Annotated in this window: 24 protein-coding genes; 19 read left to right on the top strand and 5 right to left on the bottom strand. The window is 59.8% G+C overall.

What is annotated here, in order from left to right; translation table 11 throughout:
- Window positions 1-297 precede the first annotated feature (297 nt).
- Together HMPREF2527_RS06860 and HMPREF2527_RS06855 are read right to left on the bottom strand one after the other, a co-directional pair.
- Window positions 298-840 (bottom strand): hypothetical protein, encoded by a 543-nt coding sequence (locus tag HMPREF2527_RS06860; RefSeq protein ID WP_070507321.1) that lies wholly within the window; start codon window positions 838-840, stop codon window positions 298-300.
- Window positions 841-1,079: 239 nt separating this feature from the next.
- Window positions 1,080-1,805, bottom strand: a complete 726-nt coding sequence (locus HMPREF2527_RS06855) for a hypothetical protein (RefSeq protein ID WP_070507320.1) — start codon at window positions 1,803-1,805, stop codon at window positions 1,080-1,082.
- A gap of 974 nt (window positions 1,806-2,779) precedes the next feature.
- On the opposite strand from HMPREF2527_RS06855, the gene ppa reads away from it, so the two are divergent.
- The 7 genes from ppa (at window position 2,780) to HMPREF2527_RS06820 (ending at window position 10,146) form a co-directional block, all read left to right on the top strand.
- Window positions 2,780-3,265, top strand: a complete 486-nt coding sequence (gene ppa, locus HMPREF2527_RS06850; protein ID WP_005504328.1) for an inorganic diphosphatase — start codon at window positions 2,780-2,782, stop codon at window positions 3,263-3,265.
- A gap of 266 nt (window positions 3,266-3,531) precedes the next feature.
- Complete coding sequence (locus HMPREF2527_RS06845; protein WP_060824215.1) at window positions 3,532-3,756, top strand: helix-turn-helix domain-containing protein; 225 nt, start codon at window positions 3,532-3,534, stop codon at window positions 3,754-3,756.
- Between the two features lie 32 nt (window positions 3,757-3,788).
- A complete protein-coding gene (gene tilS, locus HMPREF2527_RS06840) occupies window positions 3,789-4,922 on the top strand; it encodes a tRNA lysidine(34) synthetase TilS (RefSeq protein WP_070507317.1) in 1,134 nt (377 codons plus the stop codon).
- Between the two features lie 195 nt (window positions 4,923-5,117).
- On the top strand, window positions 5,118-5,669 hold the full coding sequence (gene hpt / locus HMPREF2527_RS06835; RefSeq protein WP_005504342.1) for a hypoxanthine phosphoribosyltransferase: 552 nt from the start codon (window positions 5,118-5,120) through the stop codon (window positions 5,667-5,669).
- Between the two features lie 295 nt (window positions 5,670-5,964).
- Entirely contained in the window at window positions 5,965-8,172 is a 2,208-nt protein-coding gene (gene ftsH, locus HMPREF2527_RS06830; RefSeq protein ID WP_070507315.1) for an ATP-dependent zinc metalloprotease FtsH, read from the top strand.
- Complete coding sequence (folE, locus tag HMPREF2527_RS06825) at window positions 8,159-8,743, top strand: GTP cyclohydrolase I FolE (RefSeq protein WP_049340467.1); 585 nt, start codon at window positions 8,159-8,161, stop codon at window positions 8,741-8,743. The genes ftsH and folE overlap by 14 nt, the downstream gene beginning before the upstream one ends.
- Window positions 8,744-9,180: 437 nt before the next feature.
- Window positions 9,181-10,146, top strand: a complete 966-nt coding sequence (locus HMPREF2527_RS06820) for an Abi family protein (RefSeq protein ID WP_070507312.1) — start codon at window positions 9,181-9,183, stop codon at window positions 10,144-10,146.
- A gap of 161 nt (window positions 10,147-10,307) precedes the next feature.
- Here HMPREF2527_RS06820 and HMPREF2527_RS06815 read toward each other — a convergent pair whose 3' ends face one another.
- The gene (locus HMPREF2527_RS06815) at window positions 10,308-10,514 is read right to left on the bottom strand and encodes a hypothetical protein (protein WP_070507310.1); all 207 of its coding nucleotides are present in this window, start codon (window positions 10,512-10,514) and stop codon (window positions 10,308-10,310) included.
- 229 nt (window positions 10,515-10,743) lie between these two features.
- Between HMPREF2527_RS06815 and folP the strand changes: the two genes are divergently transcribed.
- The 11 genes from folP to HMPREF2527_RS06760 all read left to right on the top strand — a co-directional run bounded on the left by folP (window position 10,744) and on the right by HMPREF2527_RS06760 (window position 24,394).
- Window positions 10,744-11,706 (top strand): dihydropteroate synthase, encoded by a 963-nt coding sequence (gene folP, locus HMPREF2527_RS06810; RefSeq protein ID WP_070507309.1) that lies wholly within the window; start codon window positions 10,744-10,746, stop codon window positions 11,704-11,706.
- A 68-nt stretch (window positions 11,707-11,774) separates the two neighbouring features.
- A complete protein-coding gene (folB, locus tag HMPREF2527_RS06805) occupies window positions 11,775-12,188 on the top strand; it encodes a dihydroneopterin aldolase (RefSeq protein WP_070507308.1) in 414 nt (137 codons plus the stop codon).
- Window positions 12,188-12,808 carry a 2-amino-4-hydroxy-6-hydroxymethyldihydropteridine diphosphokinase gene (gene folK / locus HMPREF2527_RS06800; protein ID WP_049360003.1) on the top strand — a complete coding sequence of 207 codons (621 nt, stop codon included), beginning with the start codon at window positions 12,188-12,190 and terminating at the stop codon, window positions 12,806-12,808. The genes folB and folK overlap by 1 nt, the downstream gene beginning before the upstream one ends.
- 45 nt (window positions 12,809-12,853) lie before the next feature.
- A complete protein-coding gene (locus tag HMPREF2527_RS06795; RefSeq protein ID WP_012902773.1) occupies window positions 12,854-13,372 on the top strand; it encodes a DUF3180 domain-containing protein in 519 nt (172 codons plus the stop codon).
- Entirely contained in the window at window positions 13,359-14,207 is an 849-nt protein-coding gene (locus tag HMPREF2527_RS06790; RefSeq protein WP_049360006.1) for a PH domain-containing protein, read from the top strand. Before HMPREF2527_RS06795 ends, HMPREF2527_RS06790 begins: the two co-directional genes overlap by 14 nt.
- Window positions 14,207-16,066 carry a PH domain-containing protein gene (locus HMPREF2527_RS06785; RefSeq protein WP_070507307.1) on the top strand — a complete coding sequence of 620 codons (1,860 nt, stop codon included), beginning with the start codon at window positions 14,207-14,209 and terminating at the stop codon, window positions 16,064-16,066. The genes HMPREF2527_RS06790 and HMPREF2527_RS06785 overlap by 1 nt, the downstream gene beginning before the upstream one ends.
- 133 nt (window positions 16,067-16,199) lie before the next feature.
- On the top strand, window positions 16,200-17,162 hold the full coding sequence (locus HMPREF2527_RS06780; RefSeq protein ID WP_070507305.1) for a Rossmann-like and DUF2520 domain-containing protein: 963 nt from the start codon (window positions 16,200-16,202) through the stop codon (window positions 17,160-17,162).
- Entirely contained in the window at window positions 17,159-18,106 is a 948-nt protein-coding gene (panC, locus tag HMPREF2527_RS06775) for a pantoate--beta-alanine ligase (protein WP_070507304.1), read from the top strand. Before HMPREF2527_RS06780 ends, panC begins: the two co-directional genes overlap by 4 nt.
- Window positions 18,107-18,158: 52 nt before the next feature.
- Window positions 18,159-19,742 (top strand): lysine--tRNA ligase, encoded by a 1,584-nt coding sequence (gene lysS / locus HMPREF2527_RS06770; RefSeq protein ID WP_012902779.1) that lies wholly within the window; start codon window positions 18,159-18,161, stop codon window positions 19,740-19,742.
- A 678-nt stretch (window positions 19,743-20,420) separates the two neighbouring features.
- Window positions 20,421-20,774 (top strand): histone-like nucleoid-structuring protein Lsr2, encoded by a 354-nt coding sequence (locus HMPREF2527_RS06765; protein WP_012902780.1) that lies wholly within the window; start codon window positions 20,421-20,423, stop codon window positions 20,772-20,774.
- A gap of 1,037 nt (window positions 20,775-21,811) precedes the next feature.
- Window positions 21,812-24,394 carry an ATP-dependent Clp protease ATP-binding subunit gene (locus HMPREF2527_RS06760; protein WP_070507303.1) on the top strand — a complete coding sequence of 861 codons (2,583 nt, stop codon included), beginning with the start codon at window positions 21,812-21,814 and terminating at the stop codon, window positions 24,392-24,394.
- Between the two features lie 134 nt (window positions 24,395-24,528).
- Here HMPREF2527_RS06760 and HMPREF2527_RS06755 read toward each other — a convergent pair whose 3' ends face one another.
- The gene (locus tag HMPREF2527_RS06755) at window positions 24,529-25,596 is read right to left on the bottom strand and encodes an HhH-GPD family protein (RefSeq protein WP_065423848.1); all 1,068 of its coding nucleotides are present in this window, start codon (window positions 25,594-25,596) and stop codon (window positions 24,529-24,531) included.
- Window positions 25,597-25,689: 93 nt separating this feature from the next.
- Between HMPREF2527_RS06755 and HMPREF2527_RS06750 the strand changes: the two genes are divergently transcribed.
- The gene (locus HMPREF2527_RS06750) at window positions 25,690-26,481 is read left to right on the top strand and encodes a hypothetical protein (RefSeq protein ID WP_049349899.1); all 792 of its coding nucleotides are present in this window, start codon (window positions 25,690-25,692) and stop codon (window positions 26,479-26,481) included.
- A 99-nt stretch (window positions 26,482-26,580) separates the two neighbouring features.
- Here HMPREF2527_RS06750 and HMPREF2527_RS06745 read toward each other — a convergent pair whose 3' ends face one another.
- Window positions 26,581-26,820 carry a hypothetical protein gene (locus tag HMPREF2527_RS06745; RefSeq protein ID WP_049349900.1) on the bottom strand — a complete coding sequence of 80 codons (240 nt, stop codon included), beginning with the start codon at window positions 26,818-26,820 and terminating at the stop codon, window positions 26,581-26,583.
- Window positions 26,821-26,877 lie beyond the last annotated feature (57 nt).

Genomic DNA, 26,877 nt, shown 5'->3' with positions numbered 1-26,877 from the left:
GGTCTGGAGGGAGCACCTTTGCCGGTACTTCAATCGGCTGTTCTAACGCTGTTTTAGCTACTTGCCAATATGGAATTAGCCTGTGCTGACTATATGGAGAAGTGGAAATGGGTTTACCTCCGATAGCCCCGGCGAGCGCTAAGAAAGGCAGGATACGTGAGAGGACGAAGAGGCGGGGGCTGCTAGATCACTGGTATGAGTGGTCTGGCAGCCCCCGCTTCTATATCTTTGGTATAGGTAATAGGGTTATTTCATTCAGAATAATAAATATATGTCTTCTTATATATGATTTATGGTTTATCGGTAATCGTTGCTGGTGTTCACGTCAGCGAGCGCGTGGTCAAGGACCTCTTCGAAGTGCTCTTCGGATTTCTTCATATACTCCAGGGCTGAGAGGCCGTCGTACATCAGTGAGGGGTTGGTGATCCAGAGGGCAGTGTGCCACTCATCAAAGCCTCCATTGAGGAGCGTTTGAATAATCTTTTGGACGGATGGGTCAACTGCACCGTTGGCGAACTGGAATCCTGGGTAGCCGTTTCGTCCCTTGCCGTCCTTCAGTCGAAGGATGGTTTTTTTGTTGATGCGGTCGTTGAGTGCTTGTCGGGTGATGTTCCCGAGGTACTTGCAGACTGCTGCTGTGGTGTAGAGGTCTCCGATGGTGGATAGGAGATTCTTGGACTCCTGATGTGTTTTCACATGCTGCTGGATGGCTAGTTTGATGGCGGAGGATAGATTGTGGGCTTGGCTTTCGGTCATGTCGATGGTCCCGTCAGCGATGAGTGATTCAATCAGCTCCTGAGCTGGTCCGAGGGTGCGATTCAGGAATTCATTTTTTTCCATGGCAAGATTTTCCCCTTTCAGTAATGGGAGCCCCGTCCGGTGCGGCGACCATCCTGGTGTGGGCTGGGTTCCGCACTGGGGGGCTCTACTCTCACAGTACACATTGTAAAGCCTAAGTGTAAAGTAAGGGTCTATTTGTTTGTTGTGCTATCTGCAGGGGGGGCTGCCCCCTCTCGCTCTATCTCCTAGGTATCAAGGGGATTGGGCGAGAGGGGTAAGTAAGCCTTGGAGGCGCTACTTTAAGCCGGAGGTAGACTATCGTGGAGTGCATCACCAAAATCGTCCACATTGTCATCGATGATTCTGGGCAGGTTTGCGCCTTGAGCTAGGCACTCACGATACGCCTCAACCAAGCTCACAGTCTCCTCGATCTCTAGGTCTTCCTCATAGATACCTGCAGGACCGTAAATGTACACATTTTCTGTTTCCCCCAGGCTCGAGTTGCTGATATTCCCGCCCGCGCCCAGCTTATAGACACCATGCGCCCACGGCTGAGTGAGGGCATATTTTGTACCCTTATGACGCGTGTCGCTCACACAATCAGCGCAATACCCAGGTCCGTTGACACGCGCATCCACCAGCACTATCTGGCGCTTCAGGCGAAGCCTAGATGCAGACTTACCCTCCAAGCGGGAGCGAGGGATTACACCCACGGCCATCCACTGGAAAAGTTCGGTACCAAGCGCTTCCCGTATAGCCGCCAGAAGCGACCTGCCCGTGTTACATGTACCCAGACCCTCAAAACCCGGCAAATTAAAGCGTCCACCAGTCCCAGGCTTCCACGCAGAAGAGTAAAACAGAGGACTACGCGGCGAACAACCGTCAGAGTCATAGGTGTCGTGCACCCTGTAGACCACCGGAGTATCAGTATCAGGCCCAGCAAGCACCAGCGGATACTGATCCAGAGGGGTGTCTGCATCCGGCAGGGTGATCTTGTGCGGAAAATGATGGCATGTGATTGCCATTTTAATTCCTATCCGCAAATGATGACTGTGCGCTCGGAAGACCGTTTCATGTTTAGTGCCCGGTCCTACCTCTAGCGTATGTATGTCGCTCTTCTTGAGGTCTGCGGGCGGGGGAGCTGCTGTCGACATATGTCGGGGGTGGGAAAACAAGCGTTTTCCTTTCTCTTAAGGGGGGCTCCTGTTGTATTTAGTGGAGGCACCCCGTTTTCATTTATTACATATGACCTGTCAGCTTCCCTGGATGTCTTTCTAAGGGGCAGATCCAGGTGGCACCGCTTTTGGCGATTCCAACAGATTTCAGTGCCACGGACGTAAAAATAGTGTTACATTCGCTTGTAAATCTGTGGAATACCGGTTTATACTATAAATGCGAGCGGTGACCTGCTGTAAGGTCGGGTTGCCCAGGGGGGTTAATAAAACCCCCAAGGTTCACGTGTAGGAGATATAGCTCCTGTAGCAAGCTCGAAGACCGTGTCGGATGTCCTAGAAAAATTTCGCGACGCGTATCATCGGGGCTATAGGTTCACCTCTCACGTGGTGAGAAGGTGAAATCTCCTGAAGGTTTCTACTCCTTTCTGCTAGTGCCGAGGCTTTCTCGGCGGTGTCGTATTGTGGTATATTCGAGTTACCTAGCTGCCAACCTAGGTAAACTAGGCATATTATAGCATAAACCCACACATAATGTGTGGGTTTTTTCTCTGCCCGCCAAAATACGGACTTCTAGGCACGGAATAACCGCTCAGATAGATTCCGTTGAACCAGGTTTTTCTACCAGCCAGGCTCTATACTCGTTGTTCTTATCGTGTCCCTTACCTGTGGTGTGACCGTGGTAAATTACGCTGGTTTTGGCGCCAAATACGCGGTTTCGGTGTGCGTGAACAGGTTACAATGGGTGAGTTCAACACCTAACTTTCGCACCTTGCGCGCCGAAGTCGCCGCGAAAGTGACTCTAACTCACGAGAAAGAAGGTTCCGATGGAACTCGACGTCACTATTGAAATTCCCCGCGGCTCCCGCGTGAAGTACGAAGTGGACCACGAGACCGGCCGCCTGCGCCTGGACCGTGTGCTGTTCACCTCCATGCAGTACCCCACCGCTTACGGCTACTTCGAGAACACCCTCGGTGAGGACGGCGACCCGCTGGACGCAATGCTGATCCTGGACGTTGACGTTGTTCCCGGCGTGCTGGTTGAGTCCCGCCCGGTCGCAGTGTTCAACATGACCGATGAGGCTGGCGGCGACGCTAAGGTTCTGTGCGTTCCCACCGACAAGCGTTACGACCACATCAAGTCCCTGGCTGATGTTCCCGAGCAGCTGAAGGCTGAGATTCAGCACTTCTTCGAGCGTTACAAGGACCTGGAGCCCGGCAAGTGGGTTAAGGGCGAGGGCTGGGAAGATCTGGCTGCTGCTGAGAAGATGGTCCAGGAGGCTATCGACCGTTTCGCAGCTGAGGGTCACTAAGCTGCCGCACCGTTAGGTGCACCCGGTTTTGTAGGGGGGCGTGTTCCCTGCGTCTGGTTTGTGCGAGTTTTCGTGCGTGCTGGAGGCGGTGGGCACGCCCCCTTTTGTTGTGCTCCTTGGCTGTGTTTGGGGTGCTGGAAGGGCATGTATAACCGAACTATTCTTCGGAAAACAGCCTCAGGGTACCTCCAAAGGTGCTAATATGGGCATATTACGAAGAATAGTTCGTATAACCTGAGGTTCTGTAGCGGTGAGGAGGAAACCCCATGGCATTCGACGCAACGGAGTTCGCGCAGGAATTTGGTGCCCAGGTTCGTGCCGTCCGCAAGTACGAAAAAATCACCCAAATGGAGTTGGCGTGGATGGTTGGGCTCAGCGATAAAACGATCCGCGATATTGAGCGTGGGCTACCCGGCCCGTCAATTGGTGCGGTCCTCAAGGTCGCCCAAGAGCTCGGCATCGAGCTGACTATTGCCAACCCCCTCACCTAACCCCTCCCGCACGCCTATATAAAGGAACCACCATGCAGAATGGACGCGCAGGACGCCTGCACCCCGCCGTCGGCACTGCCCGCCGCCACCTCGCCGCCGCCCTCGAAAAGCTCCTCGGCGCCGGAAGCATCAAAGCCACCGGACGCTCCCGCACCGCCTCCACCGCGGACGCCGCCGACCTGCCCCTGCTCCTGGTTGCCTGCAGCGGCGGCCCCGACTCCCTCGCGCTGGCAGCCATCGCCGCGCACTTCGCTCGCCGAGGCGATGTGCGCGTAGGTGCCATCATCGTCGACCACGGCCTGCAAGAAGACTCCGCCGCAGTCGCCGCGCAGACCGCGCAGACCCTCACCGACCTGGGGCTTCACCCCGTCATCACCGAAAAAGTGCAGGTTCCCGTCGGCAACATGGGCCCCGAAATGGCGGCACGCACCGCCCGCTACACCGCCTTCACGAAAGCCGTTGAAGCCACCGGCGCCCGCGCCGTACTACTCGGCCACACCCTCGACGACCAGGCAGAAACCGTGCTGCTCGGCCTAAGCCGCGGCTCCGGCACGCGCTCCCTGGCGGGCATGCCTCCCGTGCGCGTCGAAGGAGGCGTCACCTACCTGCGCCCTTTCCTCGGTCTGCGCCGCACCGACATGCTCGACATCTGCGACGCCGAAACCCTCACCCCCTGGATCGACCCGACCAACACCGACGAAACCCTCATGCGTGCCCGCATCCGCCACAGCGTGCTGCCCTACCTTGAGGAGCACCTCGGCGGGGACGTCGCCCGCTCCCTGGCGCGCACCGCCTCCGTAGCTGGCCCCGACGCCGAATACCTCGACGAACAGGCACAGGTAGCCTACGAGCAGGCGCTCCTACCCGCCGGAACCGCCGTGCGCGGCATCGAACGTGAAGACGCCGTGCTGCTGGACCGTGCGCAGGTGGCGGCGCTGCACCCGGCGCTTCGATTGCGTGTGCTTGCGACCGCCTGCAAGACCGCCGGGGGAGAGAATCCGGGCTTCGAGCGACTGCAGGCGCTGGACTCTTTCACCGCCGAATACGCGGTAGCTGGGCCCGTTCAGATGCCCGGTCACGTGAGCGCGTACCGCCGCCGCAAAATTGTGCATCCGGCAACCGGTGAACGCCTGGACGTGCTCGTATTAGTGCCAACTCGACCCTAACTAGGTGCCCAGCTAGATGCCCGTGGAGCGCCCTCAGCACACACTATCTGCGTGGTGAGGTGCGCCGCGGCGCCGTTTTAAGCCATACTTAAGGCGAACACCATCCACATTGTCCGCTGTGGGAAGGCATGAAACCCCGCACCCGGGGCCCCGGCGGAGGCGCAGAGCGTCTAAAAGAATACGAAGGAATACATCGTGCAGGCTATCGACGTGCAGGACGATATTAAGAACGTTCTCTTCAGCAAGGAAGAGATTAACGCGAAGGTCGCCGAACTGGCGGCGCGCATCGACGAAGACTACGCCGGTAAGGACGTGCTGTTGGTGGGTGTTCTCAAGGGCGCCATCATGATCATGGCTGACCTTTCCCGCGCTCTCAAGGGCCACTACACCATGGACTGGATGGCTGTTTCTTCTTACGGTTCCGGCACCAAGTCCTCCGGCGTTGTGCGTATCCTCAAGGACCTGGACACCGACCTGGTAGGCCGCAACGTCCTGATCGTTGAAGACATCATCGACTCCGGCCTGACCCTGGCATGGCTGCAGCAGAACCTGATTTCTCGCGGCGCAGCTTCCGTTGAGATTTGCACCTTACTGCGCAAGCCCAAGGTCGTCAAGGCTGACGTTGAGGTCAAGTACGTCGGCTGGGACATTGAGCCTGAGTTCGTTGTTGGTTACGGCCTGGACTTCGCTGAGAAGTACCGCAACCTGGACTGCGTCGCAACCCTGCACCCGCACGTTTACTCCTAAGCCTTCACCTCAGCAACCATGCTGTAAGGTGGTGACGCCCCGCCTCCTCACGCTTGTGGGGGAGCGGGGCGTTGCTGTACCCGGCGGCGAATGTACTCGGGGGCGGATGTACCCGCCGCAGAAGATGCACTTTCACCCCCGCCGAGTGCTACAACCCTTTAGCCCGCAGGTGAAATAGAGAAGCCCGGTACCTAGCCGCCCGCCGGGGTAGGGTACATTTAAGGTTGCACCGTTGGGTGTTCCGGCAGGCATGCCGCACCCCAACGGGTTACAGCCGCAACGTAAGGACAAAGCATTGGCGCAAAACCCCAATACTCCGCAGAAAGGCTCGGAGGCCTTCCTGAAGAAGCTGATTCATAGCTCCTGGTTCTTCCCGGGCGCAGCTATCGTAGTCATGCTGGGTTTCCTCATGGCCTCCTTCTTCACTCAGCCCTCGCGTCAGGTGGACACCAACGTCGGTCTTCAGCTGCTCAACGACCACCAGGTCAAGAGCGCAAAGATTTACGACGGCGACCAGCGCGTCGAGCTGCAGCTTAAGGACGACTACAAGAAGGGCAACGACAACTACGGTAAGTCGGTGCGCTTCTACTACGTGCAGCCCCGCGGCGACGAAGTTGCTAAGGCAATGGAATCCGCCGAGCTGGAAAGCTACACGGACCAGCCGGTTGAGCACAGCTTCCTGGGCTCCCTGGTGTCCCTGCTGCTGCCGATTCTGCTCTTTGGTGTGCTCTTCTGGTTCCTGATGGGACGAGTCGGAGGCGGCTCCTCCGTCATGAGCTTCTCCAAGTCCCGCGCGAAGAAGTTCACCAAGGACAAGCCGGAGGTTCGCTTCAGCGACGTCGCCGGCGTGGACGAGGCGCTCGCCGAACTGGAAGAAGTCCGCGAGTTCCTGGCTGAACCCGAAAAGTTCACCCGCCTGGGTGCAAAGATCCCCAAGGGTGTTCTGCTGTACGGCCCTCCCGGCACCGGTAAGACCCTGCTCGCCAAGGCTGTGGCGGGCGAGGCTGGCGTGCCGTTCTACTCGATTTCTGGCTCTGACTTCGTTGAAATGTTCGTGGGTGTGGGCGCCTCCCGCGTGCGCGACCTGTTCAAGGAAGCGAAGAGCGACCCCGCCGCCATCGTCTTCGTCGACGAGATTGACGCTGTTGGCCGCCGCCGCGGCGTCGGCATGGGCGGCGGTAATGATGAGCGTGAGCAGACCCTGAACCAGTTGCTGGTTGAGATGGACGGCTTCGACGGCAACTCGAACGTCATCGTCATTGCGGCAACGAACCGACCCGACGTTCTGGACCCGGCACTGCTGCGTCCCGGCCGTTTTGACCGTCAGATTGGTGTGGACGCCCCCGACATGCAGGGCCGCGAACACATCCTGCGCGTGCACGCCGCAGGCAAGCCGATTGCTAACACCGTGGACCTGGCACAGGTGGCTAAGCGCACCCCCGGCTTCACCGGTGCTGACCTGGCGAACGTCATGAATGAGGCGGCTCTGCTGACCGCCCGCGATAACGGCAACGTGATTGACGACCGCGCTATCGACGAGGCGATTGACCGCGTCATGGCTGGTCCGCAGCGTTCCTCGCGCATCATGAACGAGCACGAGCGTAAGGTCACCGCATACCACGAGGGCGGTCACGCCCTGGTCGCGGCGGCACTGCGTAACTCCGCGCCGGTCACCAAGATTACGATTCTTCCGCGCGGTCGCGCCCTGGGTTACACCATGGTCATGCCGCAGGACGACAAGTACTCCACGACCCGCCACGAACTGCTCGACCAGATGGCGTACGCGATGGGTGGCCGTGCGGCTGAGGAAATCGTCTTCCACGATCCCTCGACCGGTGCCTCTAACGATATTCAGAAGGCAACCGACACCGCCCGCAAGATGGTCACCGACTACGGCATGAGCGCCGTGATCGGTTCCGTGAAGCTCGGCGGCGAAGACACCGAACCGTTCCTCGGTGGTGGCGGCGCTTCGGCACGCAACTACTCCGACGCAACCGCGGCGAAGGTCGACGCTGAGATCCGAGCCCTGCTGGAGCAGGCACACGATGAGGCATTCCAGATTCTGCTGGAAAACCGCGATATTCTGGACCGCCTGGCGTTCGCCCTGCTCGAGAAGGAAACCCTGCTCGAGAACGAGATTGCCGAAATCTTCAAGGATGTTCGCAAGCGCCCCGAGCGTGAGCACTGGTACTCCAAGCCGACCCGCGAGCGTACCGACATCCCGCCGGTGAAGGCACCGAGCGAGCTGGCGAAGGAAGCCGAAAAGTCTGAGGAAGCACCTGCCGAGGCGCCGACTGTTCCGGTAGCACCGGCTGCACCCGCGCAGCAGGCCCCGGTAGCACCTACGCAGCCGTTGCCGCCTCAGGTGCCCCTCAGCGACCCGGACGCCGACCCGACCGTCGCAATGCCCACCCAGCAGTACCCGAACTACCCCGCCCCTCCGGCGCAGCGCCCGGAGAACGGCACCCCGAACCAGAATGGAGCAGAGAATGAGCGAGGTTAAGAACGCCGTTGACCAGCCGCGTATTGAGGCTGCCGTCCGCGAGATTCTGCTCGCGATTGGTGAGGACCCGGACCGTGACGGTCTGCAGCAGACCCCTGCACGTGTGGCGCGCGCCTACGCGGAGTTCTTCTCGGGCCTGCACCAGGACGCTGGCGAGATTCTGGGTACGACCTTCGACATCGCCCACTCTGAGATGGTGCTGGTGAAGGACATTCCGTTCTACTCGACCTGTGAGCACCACCTGGTGCCGTTCCACGGTGTGGCGCATGTGGGTTACATTCCGGGCCCGGACGGTAAGGTGACCGGTCTGAGCAAGCTCGCCCGCGTGGTGGATCTGTACGCTCGCCGCCCGCAGGTGCAGGAGCGTCTGACCACGCAGGTGGTGGAGGCTCTGGAGGAGCACTTGAACCCGCGCGGCGCGATTGTGGTGATTGAGGCTGAGCACATGTGCATGTCGATGCGCGGTGTGCGTAAGCCGGGCGCGAAGACCGTGACTAGCGCGGTGCGCGGTGCGCTGATGAACGGCGCAACCCGTGCGGAGGCGATGAGCCTGATCTTCTCGCAGCGCTAAGCGTTCGGGATGATCTCATAGCTATACGACAGGGGCAGGATTCTAAGGAATCCTGCCCCTGCGTTGTGTGGTCGCATGTGTTGGGCTGTATGACGAGAGCCCTTGCGTGAAGAGCATCATCAGCTGTAGAGTAGTACCACTAGTACCGGCACCACTCCTTCGGGAGTACAGGACCGGTCTTCTTTTTTAACAACGCTACGTATCGCGTTCTTTACGTACCGTTGTTAGTGCAAGCATGGCTGTTCCTCGTCTCATCTGAAACGAAAATAACCGCGACCGGTTCCTCCCCTCATGGGTCCAGAACCGGTCATCGTTTTTAAATGATTGCCTTAGCAAAGCAGATGGCTTACAGGGCATGTAGTTATACCCTTAATATCCTTATGTTGATATTATTAAAGAGTTACAATGATGAAACGATATCAAGCGATGGATAATACATGTTTTCAAGCGTAAAACCATTTAAATCATATGAACAGCAGGTTGGTATCTTGCAAGAGCGGGGGATGCTCGTAGGTTCGCAAGAACGTGCTGTTTATGTCCTCGAGCGTGTTAGTTACTACCGTCTGAGTGGTTACTATTATTCGTTTCGGCGGTCGTCGGGAAGCGGGCAGCGCTTGGATACTTTCGTGCCCGGAACGGTCTTTGAAGATATTGTGGCCCTGTATGAATATGACCGTAATCTTCGGTCTATTGCGTTTTCGTACTTCTCGCAGTTTGAGGTGTATTTGCGGTCCCGCCTAGGGAATTTACTGGGGGAAGTGGATCCACTCATATACGAGGATGAAACCCGGTGCGACCTTCAAGGCAGTAAAAGGCGCACTGCGTGGAGCAGATTTACGAGAAAAAGCGAACAGCTTATTCGTACTTCTGAAGAAGAATTCGTGAAGCATCACCGTGAACAATACGGCGGGAAGTTGCCCGTGTGGGTTGTGGTGGAAGTTCTAGATTTGGGGGCTCTACAGAATCTGTATTTGGTCTCTCCGCCAAATATTCGACGAGATATCGCGAAAGCCTTAGGGTGTACTGACCCTCAGTTGGAAACTTGGATTAACTCGCTGCGGGTAATGCGCAATATTTGTGCGCATCAAAGTAGGTTCTACAATAAGCTGCACCCAGAGCCTCGCCTGCCGCGTGTGTTGAGAGGTGGAAGAGTTGAGAGCCCTGAAATCCGTGAGGTTGTTGACCTATTTGGTGTGCCGCAGGCTGAAGAGAACCATAAGATGTGTAAGACCTTCGGCATGCTCACCCTCCTCAAATATCTGATGGACCAGGGCGGAATCGGGGATACGGAATCTCTGACTCAGATCCTGAAGGAACGGCCTAATATTTCCGTTCCTGGGGTTGATGTATCGCGGGCTATGGGCATACCGCAAGGTTGGGAAGAAACCCGTTTGTGGAGCTAAAATCTTCACAGCTTATGGACACGCTGAAAGGGGCGGAGGTGAAAGCCTCCGCCCCTTTTCGCATCGCCAAAGTGCTCTGAGAATGTGTTCTGAGCCGGTACCTTCCGCGGCCGTGGCGGCGCCGATCATGCCGCACCGCAGAAGCTAGAAGAGCCCCGCCGCTAACGCTTCAAGCTACCCTTCGCCTCGCTCGGATTATCCCAACCCAGGGCAAGAGTCACGATCAAGCCCACGGCAATGAAACCGCAACCGGTCGCGGTGCCGAAAGCAATCCAGCGCACGGCAGGAACACCTTCAGCGAGCACAATAGTCACCAGCGCGGCAAGAGCTACCAGGGAGAGGATCCAAGCTCCAGTCTTCATATTCACAATGAGTCACTTCCTAGAGTATGTATGTGTGGGTGCGCGCCGCCGACCGGGAATGCGCCCGGCACGGTATGCGTGCCCTCCCAGCATACCCTTAAATAAGTATCTGTAATGCAAATATTGCATGTTGTGTCCCCAAAATCGTCCCGTCGCTGTCCCAACCCCCGCCTCAATCCCCCTTCCAATCACAGCGGCAAACATGGGAGCACCACAGATTCGGTACGATAAATTTATGACTGAATCCACACACACCACCCGTGTAGCCCCCCTGCCCTGCGACGTGCTCGCCGCCGAACGCACCCTCGTGATGGGTATCCTCAACGTCACCCCCGACTCCTTCAGCGATGGCGGCCAGCACTACGCCGCCACCGACGCCATCGCCCGCGCCGCCCGCATGATTGCCGAGGGCGCCTCCATTATCGACATTGGCGGTGAGTCCACCCGCCCCGCCGGTGCCGTGCGCATCAGCGTGGAGGAGGAGCAGCGCCGCATCCTGCCCGTCATCGAGGCAGTCGCGCAGATGGGCACCACCATCAGCGTTGACACCATGAACCCGCAGACCGCCCGCGCCGCCATCGCCGCCGGTGCGCACATCATCAACGATGTGTCCGGTCTGAACGTGAGCGATGAAATGATCGAAACCGCCGCTGAACTGCAGGTGCCGTACATCCTCATGCACGCCCGCGGCACCTCCCAGACCATGGACAGCCTGGCGGAGTACCCGCGCGGCGTGGTCACCGAGGTTGTGGAGGAGCTGACCGGCCTGCGCGAGCGTTTCCTCGCCGCCGGTGTGCTGCCGCAGAACCTGATTCTTGACCCGGGTCTGGGCTTCGCGAAGGGCGGCATGCAGGATTGGGAGCTGCTCGCCGCCATTGACGAGCTACAGGGTCTGGGGCACCGCCTGCTCATTGCCGGTTCCCGCAAGCGTTTTATCGCCAACGCCCTGACTGCGGCGGATATGGCGCTGGCCGAGCGCCTGAACGCGAGCGGTTTCACCGCAACCGATGCGGGTGAGGCTGAACGCGAACTGTGGCAGTCGCTGTCGGAGCCGCGCCCGGCTCAGCATCGTGCGGCAGCCTCTGCGGCGGTGACCGCCCTGGTGGCGGCGCGCGGCGTGTGGGCGGTGCGCGTGCACGACGTGCCCGCCAGCGTGGATGCGGTGACGGTCGCCTCCGCGTTGCGCTCCGTAAGCTAAGGCTCTGCCAGCTAGAACCACCACCCCGCGACCGCCGACTACCCGAATACCATCTAGGAGACCCCCCAATGACCCAGGCAGATTACGCCCGCCACGACCGCATCACCCTCACCGGCATTACCGCCAAGGGCTACCACGGCGTGCTCGACTTTGAGAAGCGCGACGGTCAGCCCTTCGTCGTGGACGCGACCCTGTACAGCGATTTTTCCGCCGCAGCCGCCACGGATGACCTGACGAAGACCACGAACTACGCGCTCGTGGTTGACCTGATTCACCGCCACGTGACGAACGGTTCGCTGGACCTGATTGAGACCCTCGCGGTGAACATTGCCGAGGGTATCCTTGCGATGTTTGAGCTTGTGGAGGCGGTGGAGATTACCGTATCGAAGCCGCAGGCGCCGATTGAGCTGCCGTTCGGTAACGTTGCGGTGAGCGTGTTCCGTGAGCGTGCCGCGGAGCGTGTCGTGGAGGGCGGCCGCTAGTGGCTGGCACCCAGATAACCGATACGCAGAAGCCCAACACCCTGAAACACCGCGCGGTGCTGGCGTTGGGCTCGAATCTGGGCGAAAGCGAAGACACCCTGGAGCGTGCCGTCGCCGACCTGGTGGCGGGCGGCGTGCAGCTGGTGCGCGCCTCCGGGCTGTACCGTACCGCCCCGGTGGGTGGGCCGGTGGGTCAGCCGGATTTCGTGAACGCGGTCATTGAGGTGGCCACTGACCTGGGCGCCTACGAGCTGCTGAAGCTGTGTAATGCGGTGGAGGCGGCGCATCACCGTGAGCGCCTGGTGCGTTGGGGCCCGCGCACCCTCGATATTGACGTGATTGACTATGACGGCGTGATCTCTGAGGATCCGGTGCTGACTTTGCCGCATCCGCGGGCGCAGGAGCGTGCTTTCGTGCTGGTGCCGTGGGCGCAGATGGACCCGCAGGCACACTTGACGGTGACCCGGCGTGCGGAGCCTTCGGGGGAGCGGCCGGATGAGGTTCCTGCGCCGCTGAGCCGCGAGGTCGTGAATGTTGCGGAGCTGTCCCGCACGCTGCTTGGTGCGGATGAAGACGCTATTAGCTATATGCGTGAGATGCAGGTACCTGATCAGCCTTAAATGTGGCACTCTGGAAGGTAGAGGAACCTACCGAAAGGAAACACCATGAAGCCCCTGAGTTATCGGGCGATTATTGTGGCGGCTGTGTGCGGTGCCGCTGCCGCTCTTATGGTGAATTCCGTGATGATTGGCGCCGGTTTTGGTGAGATGAATTTTTCGTGGATGCTCGGCGCGGTGTGCCTGCTGGTTGCGGCGGGTGCCGTGTGGCTGGGTGTGCAGGTGGCTCGTTATCGTCGTATTCAGACGCGTGAGAAGGTGCCGCATATGGGCCCGATTCTTGCGGCGCGTGCGGTGGCGTATGCGCAGGGTTCCATCATGACCGGTGCCCTCTTGACGGGCTGGTGCGCTGCGATTCTTGGTTACCATGTGGCGATGGTGTCTGTGCGCGGTTTTTCGGTGGTCTTTTGGGAGGTCCTTGTTAATTGTGTGGGCAGTGTTGCCCTGCTGATTGCTGGGCTATGGGCTCAGCATTGTTGTCGTATTCCGCCGGAGGATGATGAGGATGCGGCCTCCTCTTCCGGTGCTGTAAAGCCGCGAGAGGGAGGAACCTATGTCGGCTCCTAACCAGAATAGTTATTCGCCAAATGGTCGGTACGGGCAGGACGCTCAGAACGGCCAATACGGTCAGTATGGGCAGAGTCAGCCCGGTCAGCCCGGTCAGCAGGGTCAGTACGGGCAGAACCAGTATGGGCAGTACCAGCAGGCGGCTTACGGTCAGCCTGGTGCCCAGCATGGACAGCAAACCCAGCATGACCAGCAGGCGCAGTATGGACAGCAAGCACAGTACGGTCAGCAGGTTCCGCCGGCTGCCGCGTACCCGAACGCGCCTCAGCAGGTGCCTTCTCAGCAGGTGCCCGCTCAGCCCGCGCAGCCGGTAAGCTCCCAGCCGGTTCCTGCGCAATCTGTGCCGGAGCCGCAGTGGGTGCCCGCCGCCTCCCGCTACCTGACGGTTCGTTTTGTTCACACTCTTTCCGCCCTGGCGCTCCCGATTCTTGCCGGCGTTGCCTTGTATTGTGCGGGTGCGTTCTTCGGCGGTCCGGAGGCGCTACGCATCGTCGGCCTGGCTGTGATTGCGGTGTTTGGTCTGTGGGGTCTGTGGTGGATTCTGACCACTCCGCGCCGTACTCGCGCGCTTGGTTACGCCCTGGAGTCGAATCACCTGATGGCTCGCCGCGGTATCGTGTTCCGTTCGATGAGCTCTATGCCGTACGGGCGCATCCAGTATGTTGATGTGGATTCTGGTCCGCTGGAGCGCATGTGCGGTGTTGCCCGCCTGACGGTGCGCACCGCGGGTACGACCACCGGCACGATGGTGCTGTTCGGTATTCCGCTGAACGTGGCGGAGGAGCTGCGCGCGGATCTGGTGCGCCGCGCCGATGAGCGAATGGCGGCACTCTAATGAGTATCCCGGTTCCGGTTAATCCCGCGCCGCAGCCTCCTGCGTCTCAGGTGCCGCAGGAGCAGAAGTGGTGGCGTGCCGATATTCGCACGTTCATCATGAACCTCTGGTTCGTTATTCTGCTGGCGTTTGGCTTCTTCCAGAGCATCATCCTGAATATTCTGACCACCCCGCCGAACGAGTGGGGCGCGCGCCTGACGCAGGCATTCGACGAGAACAGCAGCTATTTCAGTGCGACGTACTCGCAGCTCATCGGCTTCGGTGTGCTCATGCTGATTCTGGTTGGCGGCTCGATTGATTGGTGGTTTACCCGCTACAGCCTGGACGATTTGGCGATTCACCGCCGTAGCGGTTTTCTGTTCAAGAAGAACCGCACGATTCGCCTGGAGAGCGTGCAGAGCGTGGACATTTCGCGTCCTCTGGTGGCGCGCCTGCTGGGTGTGTCGGAGCTTCGTTTTGAGGTGGCTGACGGCTCTTCGGAGGCGCTGCACATCAAGTACGTTTCCGCCCGCAAGGCGGAGGTTCTGCGCCGTACCGCGATGGCGAGCATCAACCTGTTGCGTTCGGAGGCGGCGGGCCGCCCGGTCGACGTGCTGCCCGAGAGCATGCAGATTTCGGCGGAGCGCATGCCGGATGCGGATCAGCTGCATCAGCCGTTCGAGGCGTCCTATGGTGCGCCTCGGCAGGACGGTACCGTACAGGACGGCACTCAGCAGGTGGCGCCTCAGCAGGGCGCCCAGCAGCTCGCACCCGAGCAGTCTGCACCCCAGCGCCCCGGTACTCAGCAGCCCGGCGCATCCCGCCGCGGCGCTCGCATGCCGATGCCGGTCGCGGCTGACCCCTCGCAGCCGCCGATTTTCCGCATCTCGAATATGCGTCTGATTGCCTCCATCATGCTGGAGCATCTGGTGTGGCTGGTGCCCGCCGTGGCTCTCATGGTTGGTGCCGCGGTCATTGCCGCGATCCTGGACGGCGAGAGCCCGTTCCTGATTTTCATGGCGTTGCTACCCGGCACCTTTGTACCGCTGCTCGGTTACTTGGGTACGTTGTGGGCACGTTTTGATGGTGCCGCGAACTTCAAAATCACCCCCAGCGGTCAGGGCGGCGTGACCCTGCGCTACGGTTTCACCGGCACGCACACCCAGAACGTGATGGTTGAGCGTATTCAGGCGCTCGCCGTGGAGCAGTCCATTCTGTGGCGTGCGTTCGGCTGGTACCGCATCAAGATGACCATTGCCGGTATTGGTGTTGAGCAGAACGATAACCAGAAGCTGGTGACCCGCAATATTGCCCTGCCGGTTGGTAATAGGCAGGAGGCACTGATGGTGTTGCGTCTGCTTCTGCCCGCCCTGGATGAGGCGCAGGCGCAGGTGCTGCTGGATACCGCCGACGGTTCGCTGAAGCGTCAGCAGCCGCAGGTTCCGGCAATGATTGTGACGCCCTCTTCGGCGCGTTGGATGGACCCGCTCACCTGGAAGCGTAACGGCGTGACCACGGTCGGTTACACTGCCGGTTCGGCGCGGGCGACCACCCGCATTGATTCTGATGCCGCGCGGGCGATCGTTGGTGAGCATACGCGAGGCGACCTGCTGCTGATTCGTGGCGGCTGTTTCAACCGCACGCTGGCGATTGTTCCGGTCAGCCGTGTGCTGAGCGTGAGCCGAGGTCAGGGCCCGCTGCAGCGTGCCTTCGGATGCGCGAGCGTGCATTTCGGTACGGTGCCCGGCCCGGTGCGCACGCTCATGATGCACCTGCCGCCGCGCGTCTGTGAGGACCTGGTGTGGCTGATGACGGTTCGCCTGGAGGGTATTGAGCCCTACTACCGCGTACCTGAGCCGGTACTGAGCGGGCGTCCCTAAGCCAGCCCGCCAGCTAAGCTAACCCGCTAGCTCAGCCAGACAACTAGCAAAACTGCAGAGCGCATCCTGCCGTCGGTGCTCTTCGTGACACCGGCGGCAGGGCCTGCGTGAAAGGGAGAATATACTTAAAGCCGTGATACAGCATTCAAAACCTGCGCGTTTGGGCATTGGAATTATTTCCGCCGGGAGGGTCGGATCCGTCCTCGGCGCGGCTTTGCGCGCCTGCGAGCACACTATTGTGGGTGTTCACGCGGTATCTGAGGCTTCTCAGGAGCGCGCCGCGATGCTGCTTCCCGATGTGCCGCTGCTGCCTGTGGAACAGATTGCCGAACGTAGTGAATTGCTGATTCTTGCGGTTCCCGATGATGAGCTGCCGGGCCTTGTCACCTACCTGGCGTCCTCGGGAAGCATCACCGCCGGTCAGATTCTGGTGCACACCTCCGGTCGTCACGGTACTGAGGTTCTCGCACCGGCGACTGCGCTGGGCGCTATCGGTTTGGCGATTCACCCCGCCATGACGTTTACCGGCATGTCCGTGGACCTACAGCGTCTGAACGGCACCTGCTTCGCCGTGACCGGACCCGCGCCGTTCATCCCGATTGCTCAGGCACTCGTGGTGGAAATGGGCGGCGAACCCGTGCACGTTGCCGAGGCTGACCGAGCGCTCTACCACGCAGCCTTAGCGCACGCCGCGAACCACCTCGTGACTATCCTGGGTCAGTCCCAGCAGATGCTCGCCTCCATCGGTATCGAGGACCCGGCACGCTATATGGGGCCGCTCGTTCGAGCCGCCGTGGACAATGCGCTCGCCAGCGGTGAAGGTGCTCTCACCGGGCCCGTGGCACGTGGAGACTCCGGTACCGTGAAGGCTCACCTTCAGGCTCTGAATGAGTACTCAGAGCATGAGAAAACAGGTGATATTACAGACTCTTATGCCGCTCTGGCACACGCAACCGCAAAAAGAGCGCATAATAGAGGTTTGTTAAACGATGAACAACTGGGACGAATTGAGAATCTGCTGGGTGAGTCTTCGGACCGCAACCACCCCGGCGATATTGATGATTCAGCCCCCGAAAACAAGGAGTTCTCGTCATGACTGAGACTTCGATGCCCCGAGTCGTGACCACCATTGCGGATTTCCGCACGGCAATCACCGAATCCCTTGCCGCAGCGCAGGAGGAACTGGACCGAGCAGCTCGCCAGGAGGCGGAGCAGAACGGCACCGCAGTTCAGTACACGAACGCATCCCTGGGCTATGTGCCCACCATGGGCGCCCTGCACGACGGCCACGCAACCCTGTTGCGTCGCGCCGCTGAACAGAATGATGTAGTGGTCGCCTCCATTTTCGTGAACCCGCTGCAGTTTGGCCCCGGCGAGGATTACGAGGCGTACCCCCGCACCCTCGAGGCTGACGCTGCCCTGGCTGGTGCCGCCGGCGTGAGCATCATTTTCGCCCCCTCGGTGGAGGAAATGTACCCCGACGGTGACCCGCTCATCCGCATTTCGAGCGGCGAGCTGGGCACCAAGTTTGAGGGCGCAACCCGCCCCGGCCACTTTGATGGCGTGCTGGCTGTGGTCAATAAGTTCTTCAACATTATTCGCCCCGCAGCCGGTAACCACCCGGTGAACGCGTACTTCGGTCAGAAGGACGCTCAGCAGTACATCCTGATCCAGCGTATGGTGCGCGATTTCAACCACGACGTGACCATGCGTCCGGTGGCGATTGTTCGCGAAGATAACGGCCTGGCGCTGTCTTCGCGTAATAGCTACCTGTCGGATGAGGAGCGCGAGTCTGCCCTGGTGCTGTCCCGCACCCTGGCGATGCTGCGTGAGAATTCGCTGAACCGTGGCTTCCACGAGATTGATTTGGACGGTGCGCGTGAGCGTATCAACTCCACTCCGGGCGTGCGCCTTGACTACCTGGAACTGGTCGACCCGATGACTTTCGGTGAGCCGACTGAGGAGTCGGAGCGAGTGCTGGCACTGGTTGCCGCGTTCGTTGGCCCGACCCGCCTGATTGACAACATGGACCTGCGCTAAGCGTTCGTTCGTTTAGAAGAGTCCCCAACACACTACACAGATAGGTATCACTGTGAGCACTGAGCACACTGCCGCACCGGCGATTGCTGATATGTCCGAGCAGATGCAGATTCGCCTGGAGAAGCGTGCGAAGCTGATCGAGTCGGGTCGCGAGGCATACCCGGTGGGTCTACTGGATTCTGAGGGTAACCGCGTGGAGCCCAACCACATTGAGGATCTGCGCGCCGAGTACGATCCGAAGCTGGCTGCTGAGGAGCTGAAGGCTGGCGACGAGACTGACCGTGTGGTGCATGTTGGTGGCCGCGTGGTGTTCGTTCGTAACACCGGTAAGCTGTGCTTTGCGACCCTGCAGGGTGGTACCGAGGGTAAGCGCATCCAGGCGATGCTGTCGCTGGCTGAGGTTGGCGAGGAGTCCCTGGCTGAGTGGAAGTCCCTGGTTGACCTGGGTGACCACGTGTTCGTGACCGGCCGCGTGATTGTTTCTCGCCGCGGTGAGCTGTCCATTATGGTGACTGACTGGAAGATGGCGTCGAAGGCGCTGCGCCCCATGCCGGTTCTGCACAAGGACCTGAACGAGGAAACCCGCGTTCGCCAGCGTTACCTGGACCTGATGGTTCGCGATGAGGCTCGCGAGCTGGTGAAGAAGCGAGCCCTGATTACCCGCACCGTCCGCCGCGTGCTGGAAGATCACGGCTACATTGAGGTTGAGACCCCCGTTCTGCAGCTGGTGCACGGTGGCGCGACGGCTCGCCCGTTCCGTACTCACCTGAACGCTTTTGACCAGCCGATGACCATGCGTATTGCGACTGAGCTGCCGCTCAAGCGTGCAGTGGTTGGTGGCATTGACCGCGTGTACGAGATTGGTCGCGTGTTCCGTAACGAGGGCGTGGACTCGACCCACAGCCCCGAGTTCACCACCCTGGAGTGCTACGAGACCTATGCTGATCAGTTCGTGATGGCTGAGCGCATGAAGGAGATTATCCAGAGCTGCGCGAAGGCTGTCGGCACTGAGCGTATTGAGACTGAGAACGGCACCATTGACCTGTTTGGTGAGTGGAAGTGGGTTGGCGTGTACCCGGGCCTGTCCGAGGCTGTGGGCGTTGAGATCACCCCCGAGACTGACGCTTCCGTTCTGCGCGAAATTGCTGAGAAGCACGAGGTGGACATCGACCCGAAGTGGGACGCTGAGAAGCTGGTGACCGAGCTCTTCGGAGAGATCGTTGAGCCGACCCTGGTGAACCCGACCTTCGTGTACGATTACCCGCCGAGCGCTCAGCCGCTGGCTCGCCCGCACCGTTCCGGTGAGCCCCTGATTGAGGCGTGGGACCTGATTATTGGCGGTATGGAGCGCGGTACCGCGTTCTCCGAGCTGATTGACCCGGTCATTCAGCGTGAGCGCCTGACCGCTCAGTCGCTGCTGGCTGCTGCCGGTGACGATGAGGCGATGGAGCTGGATGAGGACTTCCTGCGCGCCCTGGAGCACGGTGCACCCCCGATGGGTGGCCTGGGTCTGGGCATTGACCGTCTGATTATGTTGCTGGCGGGCGATCAGGATCCGGAGCGTCCGGGTACTGTGGTGCGTCAGCCCGGTATTCGTGAGACTATTCTCTTCCCCCTGATGAAGCCGGAGGCCTAAGCTTCCCCTTCACCTGTGAGGGTGTTAATGCGGCGGGTGCCGCGGATACGGTTGTATCTGCGGTACCCGCCGTTTTCTGTGTACTCTTTTGCACGGTGTATAGCTTCTGGGGTGGGGTTTCTGTTTATTTACACAGGTCAGGGGCGTTTTTACTCTATTCTGGTGCTGATTTATGCTGCTCTATTCACTCTGGCGGGGGTTTCTGCTCTTATGCATGAACGCGTTACATAGAAAATCATGAGGGGTTGAGAGGTGGCAGAATTTCGCTTTTGAATAGGGCTGAAATGTATGGTGTGAATGGTCTAATGTGCAGGCTCGTGCGGGCGCTATATTGCGCTCAGATTGTCGGGGACGCCGGGGCGCATTATTAGGTGTCTTTGTCTCTGGGGGCTGTGTCTGCTGTCTGGAAGAATCCAAAGTATTTGCACTCTAAACTTCACTTTAATGTTCTTGTAGCGAGTGCAGATTTAGCGGGGATGCACAGAAGCGATATATCGCTGCGGGTGATTGGTGCATTGTTTCAATGCTCAGAATATTTTCGGAATTTTTAATACAGTTCTGTTACTATATGAAAGAAAATTAGTACATAAATATATCCGGCACATTATTTTCTCAATCCCGATAGAGGCTTTTGAGTTTACTCCACAGGATATATGCAACAGATGAGGAGGTGCCTCAATGGCACAGAAGGTTCGCATCATCCTTGAAGACGATCTCGACGGCGGCCCCGCAGACGAAACTATCCGTTTTGGCCTGGACGGCGCTCACTACGAAATCGATCTGTCCTCCGCAAACGCAGCTCGCCTGCGTGACGCTATCCGCCCCTTCGTAGCGAAGTCCCGCCGCGTGCAGGGCACCGCTACCCAGCGCACCCGTGCTCCCCGTGGCACCGCTGCTCCGGTTAAGCGCAACCCCGAGACCGCAGCAATCCGCGAATGGGCTAAGGCTAACGGTCACAAGGTTTCTGACCGTGGCCGCATCCACCAGGATGTTCAGGACGCATACTACGAAGCAATGAAGGCTCAGGGTTAAAGGCTCTTAGTATTCATGCTGTCGGAGGGTTTGGTGCTTTAGGGCTCTAATTCTTCGGACGCTAAAGGCGGATGGTGTTCTCACCATCCGCCTTTAGTTGTGCTCCGGTATTTCTTGATATGCGCTGCATATCTGCGGAGGGTGGAGTGTTTTTATATCACCTACCCCAATTAACTATTTACATGTAAAACATATTGATCCTTTGCCAATGCCCACTTCTGAATTATTAGGAGGAAGATCCGAGAATCGGATGCGCAATATGGTGTCGAGTTCAGGCTCCCCATTTAGATTTCATGCATCGGCAGGAACACTAAAGGTAATGGTGCATTAATCTCTTCAAAGCGGGGGATATGCGCTGTGATATTCACGCGGTCGTTGAGTCGAGTATTCTATTGAAGAGGTTGGAATGTACTGACTGAAATTTTCGAATAATTAGGGACCCTGCATCTTCGGTGGCGCTATCGGAACTTACGATTATCTCTTGATGGGGCACCGAAATGAGGCGGGAATTATCCGGGAAATAAGTACCGTGTTGTCCGGCAAATATTTTTTGCGAATTATTGAAATTTCTCACTTAAACATATAAATTTTTAAAAATTTCTGCAATATATTCATGCATGTGCAGGAAACAGGCGGTTTGAGTGTTGGTATATGTGGATTCTTGTGCGTTCACCTTTTCTGCAAACCCTCGTATCGGCACCACGGTCCCTCAGAACCCACCCGTAGCACCTGTCGGCGGTGCATCCGACGGCAATATGCGCACACTCTGCACAGGTAACCCCGACAAAAGCAGCCAGCCCCGGCAAAAGCAGTCAGCACCGACCGGCAGCGCCCATCCGACTGTAGGGTAGGCCCACCTGCGTGAGCTAGACCCCTCAAAACTACCCCTGCACCCCGCCAGAAGCCCCGAAACCGCGCCTAAAACGCCCCGAACAGCTCATCTGTTCTCTTGATGGCGAACAGACGCCCATCAGCCCGCCCTTTCAGCCGCGCTCAACGTACTCTTGTATCAATAGGAAAATGCAAGGAGTGCGTAAATGTTTGAACGCTTTACCGATCGAGCTCGGCGTGTTGTGGTGCTTGCCCAGGAAGAGGCACGCATGCTCAACCACAACTATATCGGTACCGAACACCTTCTGCTCGGTCTGATTCACGAGGGCGAAGGCATCGGTGCCCGCGCCCTGGAATCATTGGGCGTTACCCTGAACGCAGTACGTGAGCAGGTTCAGGACATCGTCGGCCCCGGCCCCCAGGCGCCTAACGGCCATATCCCCTTCACCCCGCGTGCGAAGAAGGTTCTCGAACTGTCCATGCGCGAGGCTATTCAGCTGAACCACGGCTACATCGGCACCGAACACATCCTGCTGGGCATGGTTCGTGCAAACGAGGGCGTGGCAAACCAGGTGCTGGTCAAGCTGGGCGCTGAGCCCGCTGCCGTGCGCCAGGCTGTTATGGACCTGATTTCCGGCTACCCCGGTAACAACTCTGGCGATAAGGAAACCGCCGGCGTGGGTGCAGGTAACTCTCGCGAAGGCACTCCCGCGGGTTCGACCATCCTGGATCAGTTCGGCCGCAACCTCACCGCAGCAGCGCGTGAGGGCGAGCTGGACCCGGTCATCGGCCGCCACAAGGAGATGGAACGCGTCATGCAGGTCCTCTCCCGCCGTACTAAGAACAACCCCGTGCTGATTGGTGAGCCCGGCGTCGGTAAGACCGCCGTCGTGGAGGGCCTGGCACAGGCTATCGTGCACGGTGACGTTCCCGAAACCCTCAAGGACAAGCACCTGTACACCCTGGACCTGGGCTCCCTGGTCGCAGGTTCGCGCTACCGCGGTGACTTCGAAGAGCGCCTGAAGAAGGTCCTGAAGGAAATCCGCTCCCGCGGCGACATCATCCTGTTCATTGACGAGATTCACACCCTCGTTGGTGCAGGTGCCGCAGAGGGCGCGATTGACGCTGCCTCCATCCTCAAGCCCATGCTGGCTCGAGGCGAACTGCAGACCATCGGTGCAACCACCCTGGACGAGTACCGCAAGCACATTGAGAAGGACGCCGCTCTGGAGCGCCGCTTCCAGCCGATTCAGGTTGAGGAGCCCTCTCAGGAGCTTGCCGTGCAAATCCTCAAGGGTGTGCGCGATAAGTACGAGGCGCACCACCGCGTCACCATTACCGACGAGGCCATTGAGACTGCCGTGAACCTTGCGGCACGCTACATCTCTGACCGCTTCCTGCCGGATAAGGCTGTCGACCTGATTGACGAGGCGGGCGCACGTCTGCGCATCAAGCGCATGACCGCACCCCCGGAAATCAAGCTGCTCGACGAGAAGGCAGCCAAGTTGCGCCAGCAGAAGGAAGACGCCATCAACTCCCAGGATTACGAGAAGGCCGCAGGCCTGCGTGATCAGGAGCAGAAGGTCCTGGCTGAGAAGGAAGAAGCCGAGAAGGCATGGCGCGAAGGCGGCGACGCATTCGGCACCGTGACCCCCGAGGTTATTTCTGAGGTTCTGGCCGCTTCCACCGGTGTTCCCGTCTACAAGATCACCGAGGAAGAGTCCAGCCGCCTGCTGACCATGGAGCAGGAGCTCCACAAGCGCGTCATCGGTCAGGATCACGCTATTGCGGCGCTGTCCCGCGCTATTCGCCGTACCCGCGCAGGTCTGAAGGACCCGCGCCGCCCCGGTGGTTCGTTCATCTTCGCCGGCCCGACCGGTGTGGGTAAGACCGAGCTTGCCAAGGCACTTGCCGAGTTCCTGTTCGGCGATGAGGATTCGCTCATCACCCTGGATATGTCCGAGTACCAGGAGAAGCACACCGTCTCCCGTCTGTTCGGTGCGCCTCCCGGCTACGTTGGCTACGATGAGGGCGGCCAGCTGACCGAGAAGGTCCGCCGCAAGCCCTTCTCCGTGGTCCTGTTCGACGAGGTGGAGAAGGCTCACGCCGACCTGTTCAACTCGCTGCTGCAGATCCTGGAAGACGGTCGCCTGACCGACTCGCAGGGTCGCGTGGTGGACTTCAAGAACACCGTCATCATCATGACCACCAACCTGGGCTCGCGTGACGTGAACCGCCGCATCCCGGTTGGTTTCCAGGCGATGGATGACACCGCAGCCGACTACGAGCGCATGCAGGCACGCGTGATGGAGAACCTCAAGGAGCACTTCCGCCCCGAGTTCCTCAACCGTGTGGATGACATTATCGTCTTCCCGCAGCTCTCCGAGTCTGAGATTCTGCAGATTGTGGACCTGTTCGTGGGTCGCCTGGCTAAGCGCCTGGCGGAGCAGGATATGTCCATTGAGCTGACCAACGCTGCGAAGGTCCTCATGGCGGCTAAGGGTTACGACCCGTCCATGGGTGCTCGTCCGCTGCGCCGCGAGATGCAGCGCAACATTGAGGACGCCCTGTCTGAGAAGATCCTCTTCGGCGACATCAAGCCCGGTGAGAAGATCACCGTGGACGTTGAGGGTGAGGGCGACTCCGCGAAGTTCGTCTTCTCTTCTCAGCCGATGAAGGAGCTGGCTCTGGATTCGGTGCAGGAGCTGAACGAGGGCGAGTCTTCCGAGGCTCCCGCTGAGACTCCCGCAGCTGAGGCACCTGCCGCTGAGGGTCAGGGCAACGACTAGGCTCTGGAATAAGCTCTAGGTAGCTAGGCTTTAGCGCACTAAACGCCTGTGGGGCGGTACCGGAATCATCCGGTGCCGCCCCACAGGCGTTTCTATGCTTTTGGGAGGCTCCAGGAGCTCCTCTGCGGCGGGTACTAGAGCGAGACGAGCACACTATCGCCCTGCGTGACTTCGCGGGCGAGAGAGTCCGCCAGCAGCCCCGCGTAGCAGCGCTGCAGCTGCTCGGTGGCGGGGGAGAGGGCGTACAGCGCCTTCAGTGGACGATGCACCGCGGCGGGTGCATCAGCCGGGAACGTAAAGTCTGGCGAAGAGGCTGCAACGGGTGAAGAGGTCGTATCGCCAGCCGAGGCTACACCCGCACCTACTCCCGCACCCAGGATGAGCTCGCGATTCACCGGCTCATGTGCCGCACGCAGCACCGCCATGACCGCACCGCGCACCTGGCGGTCCGTGCCGTGCCAACTCTGGCCCTTGGGGGTGTAGTCCGCCTCCGGCTTGCCCGCCGCAACCCAGGCGCACAGATCCTCCACCGGGCACAGTTCGCAGGTCGGGGACTTTGCCGTGCAGACCAGCGCACCGAGCTCCATGGTCGCCGCATTCCACAGGCAGGAGGTGGGGGTATCGGCGGGCATGAGCGCCTCCGCCAGGCGAGTCTCAGCCGCCGTCAACGAACGCGAGGGTAGCGCCTTACCGGATACCGCACGGGCGTGCACGCGGCGGATATTCGTATCAATGACCGTGGCGCGCAGACCGAACGCGAACACGCTAATCGCCGCCGCCGTGTAAGAACCCACGCCCGGCAGAGCCAGCAGCTCCTCGTAGTCGGCGGGAACCTTACCGCCGTGCTGCTCCACAATCGCCACAGCGGCACCGTGCAGACGCTGCGCGCGGCGCGGGTAACCCAGGCGGCCCCAGGCGCGCACCGCCTCCGAGGCGGGCTCGGCGGCAAGGTCGGCGGGGGTGGGCCAGCGGCGCATCCACTCCTCCCACACGGGTAGAACGCGTTTGACGGGGGTCTGCTGCAGCATAAACTCGCTGACCATCACGCCCCAGGGGGTGCACTCGTCACGACGCCACGGCAAATCGCGTGCCTGGTCGAGGAACCACCCGTTGATTCGGCGGTGGAGCGCCTCGGTATTCGTGCCTTCGGGCAGGGCCGGTTCGGGGCGTGTGCGTGCGGTGCGGTTGGGCTCTGAGGTCATCCGAAAAGCCTACGCCACAGGGCATATATTCCCAAAACTGCATGAACAGAGTTCACTGTGAATCTCAGGGTTAAACCCGGTATCCTTAAGGGTATGTCTGAAAATGGTCCCGTTCTGCCTCCCGAAGTCTACCGCCGCCGTCGCATCGTGGCGGTTATTGCTCTGCTCGCTGTCATTCTGCTGTTGGTCGCTGGCGTGACCTCCATGGTCGGCATGATTAACGGCAAGAAGGACGCCACTGTAGCCTCCACCGCGACGCCTTCCGGCGCGCCCTTCCAGAGCTTCAGCGCTCGCCCCTCCGAAACTGCTTCGGCCACCCCGTCCGCTAGCGCGACTGCCTCTGCAACCGCGTCGGCTACTGCTTCGGCAACCCCCTCGGTGACCGCTTCTGCGGCACCCACTGCAAGCGTGACCACCGCCGCGGCAACCCCTGCGGCAACCACCCCCGCGGCGACCCCGACTACCCCCGCACCCTCGGTGACCACTGCGGCTGTTGTTGCGGCGTGCACCGCGAACGACCTGAAGGTGACCGTCACCCCCGCGAAGCGTACCTTCGCAGCCGGTGAGCAGGTGTCCTTCCACGTGACCTACACGAACTCCTCGAAGACCCCCTGCGCTGTGGGTGGCGAGGGCGCGAACACCGGCGTGGACCTGAACATCACCTCCGGTGCGGCTCAGGTGTACACCCGCAGCCTGTGCGCGGCGACCGCCGTTCAGAAGTCTGAGGTGGCCGCAGGTGCCGAGGGCGCAACCGACCTGGCGTGGGACCGTAAGATCAACGTGCTGGGTTGCTCCTCCGCTTCGGCCGCTCAGAAGGGTTCCTACTGGGCTGCGGTGACCGTCAATGGTGTGAGCTCGGCTCCGGTGAACTTCGTGATTCAGTAGTTCACTTCTATAGTTTTCGCCCCCGTGCGGGCGTGAGAAGCCCCCGTGCTGGATGTTCTTCCGGCGCGGGGGCTTCTCGTATGAGCTTTTGTCTGGCTATTACTTGGAGGCGCGGGGCTTGGCGAAGCGGCGCTCGCCCAGGTACCCGAGCAGGCTACCGAATGCGGTCCATTGCAGTGCCGCCAGCAGCAGGGTGGACAGGTCGGTCACCTCAAAAGAATTGGGGATGACCTTGAACCACAGTAGCGGCAGGTAAATCAGGAACAGAATGGGGGACGCCCACACAAAGAACGGGACGGGGCGTTTGGTCGACGGATACTTGGTTTGTGAGTACGACATTGTGACCTCCAAGGGGTGTCATGATGCTTGAGGCATCAGGGTGCGGCGGGGGGGGGG

This window comes from Rothia sp. HMSC071B01 (genome assembly GCF_001808945.1).
Classification (GTDB): domain Bacteria; phylum Actinomycetota; class Actinomycetes; order Actinomycetales; family Micrococcaceae; genus Rothia.
Note: the sequence above shows the minus strand (reverse complement) of the source record. Positions and strands in the feature narration are given on the sequence as shown.

What these genes read in the sequence shown, in the direction of transcription:
- HMPREF2527_RS06855 (WP_070507320.1), bottom strand. Translation starts at nt 1,805, where the DNA reads ATGGCAATCACATGCCATCATTTTCCGCACAAGATCACCCTGCCGGAT.
- HMPREF2527_RS06860 (WP_070507321.1), bottom strand. Translation starts at nt 840, where the DNA reads ATGGAAAAAAATGAATTCCTGAATCGCACCCTCGGACCAGCTCAGGAG.
- panC (WP_070507304.1), top strand. Translation starts at nt 17,159, where the DNA reads ATGACTGAGACTTCGATGCCCCGAGTCGTGACCACCATTGCGGATTTC.
- HMPREF2527_RS06755 (WP_065423848.1), bottom strand. Translation starts at nt 25,596, where the DNA reads ATGACCTCAGAGCCCAACCGCACCGCACGCACACGCCCCGAACCGGCC.
- tilS (WP_070507317.1), top strand. Translation starts at nt 3,789, where the DNA reads ATGCAGAATGGACGCGCAGGACGCCTGCACCCCGCCGTCGGCACTGCC.
- ppa (WP_005504328.1), top strand. Translation starts at nt 2,780, where the DNA reads ATGGAACTCGACGTCACTATTGAAATTCCCCGCGGCTCCCGCGTGAAG.
- HMPREF2527_RS06790 (WP_049360006.1), top strand. Translation starts at nt 13,359, where the DNA reads ATGTCGGCTCCTAACCAGAATAGTTATTCGCCAAATGGTCGGTACGGG.
- HMPREF2527_RS06760 (WP_070507303.1), top strand. Translation starts at nt 21,812, where the DNA reads ATGTTTGAACGCTTTACCGATCGAGCTCGGCGTGTTGTGGTGCTTGCC.
- HMPREF2527_RS06750 (WP_049349899.1), top strand. Translation starts at nt 25,690, where the DNA reads ATGTCTGAAAATGGTCCCGTTCTGCCTCCCGAAGTCTACCGCCGCCGT.
- HMPREF2527_RS06820 (WP_070507312.1), top strand. Translation starts at nt 9,181, where the DNA reads ATGTTTTCAAGCGTAAAACCATTTAAATCATATGAACAGCAGGTTGGT.
- HMPREF2527_RS06765 (WP_012902780.1), top strand. Translation starts at nt 20,421, where the DNA reads ATGGCACAGAAGGTTCGCATCATCCTTGAAGACGATCTCGACGGCGGC.
- HMPREF2527_RS06845 (WP_060824215.1), top strand. Translation starts at nt 3,532, where the DNA reads ATGGCATTCGACGCAACGGAGTTCGCGCAGGAATTTGGTGCCCAGGTT.
- HMPREF2527_RS06785 (WP_070507307.1), top strand. Translation starts at nt 14,207, where the DNA reads ATGAGTATCCCGGTTCCGGTTAATCCCGCGCCGCAGCCTCCTGCGTCT.
- HMPREF2527_RS06795 (WP_012902773.1), top strand. Translation starts at nt 12,854, where the DNA reads ATGAAGCCCCTGAGTTATCGGGCGATTATTGTGGCGGCTGTGTGCGGT.
- folE (WP_049340467.1), top strand. Translation starts at nt 8,159, where the DNA reads ATGAGCGAGGTTAAGAACGCCGTTGACCAGCCGCGTATTGAGGCTGCC.
- HMPREF2527_RS06745 (WP_049349900.1), bottom strand. Translation starts at nt 26,820, where the DNA reads ATGTCGTACTCACAAACCAAGTATCCGTCGACCAAACGCCCCGTCCCG.
- folB (WP_070507308.1), top strand. Translation starts at nt 11,775, where the DNA reads ATGACCCAGGCAGATTACGCCCGCCACGACCGCATCACCCTCACCGGC.
- folP (WP_070507309.1), top strand. Translation starts at nt 10,744, where the DNA reads ATGACTGAATCCACACACACCACCCGTGTAGCCCCCCTGCCCTGCGAC.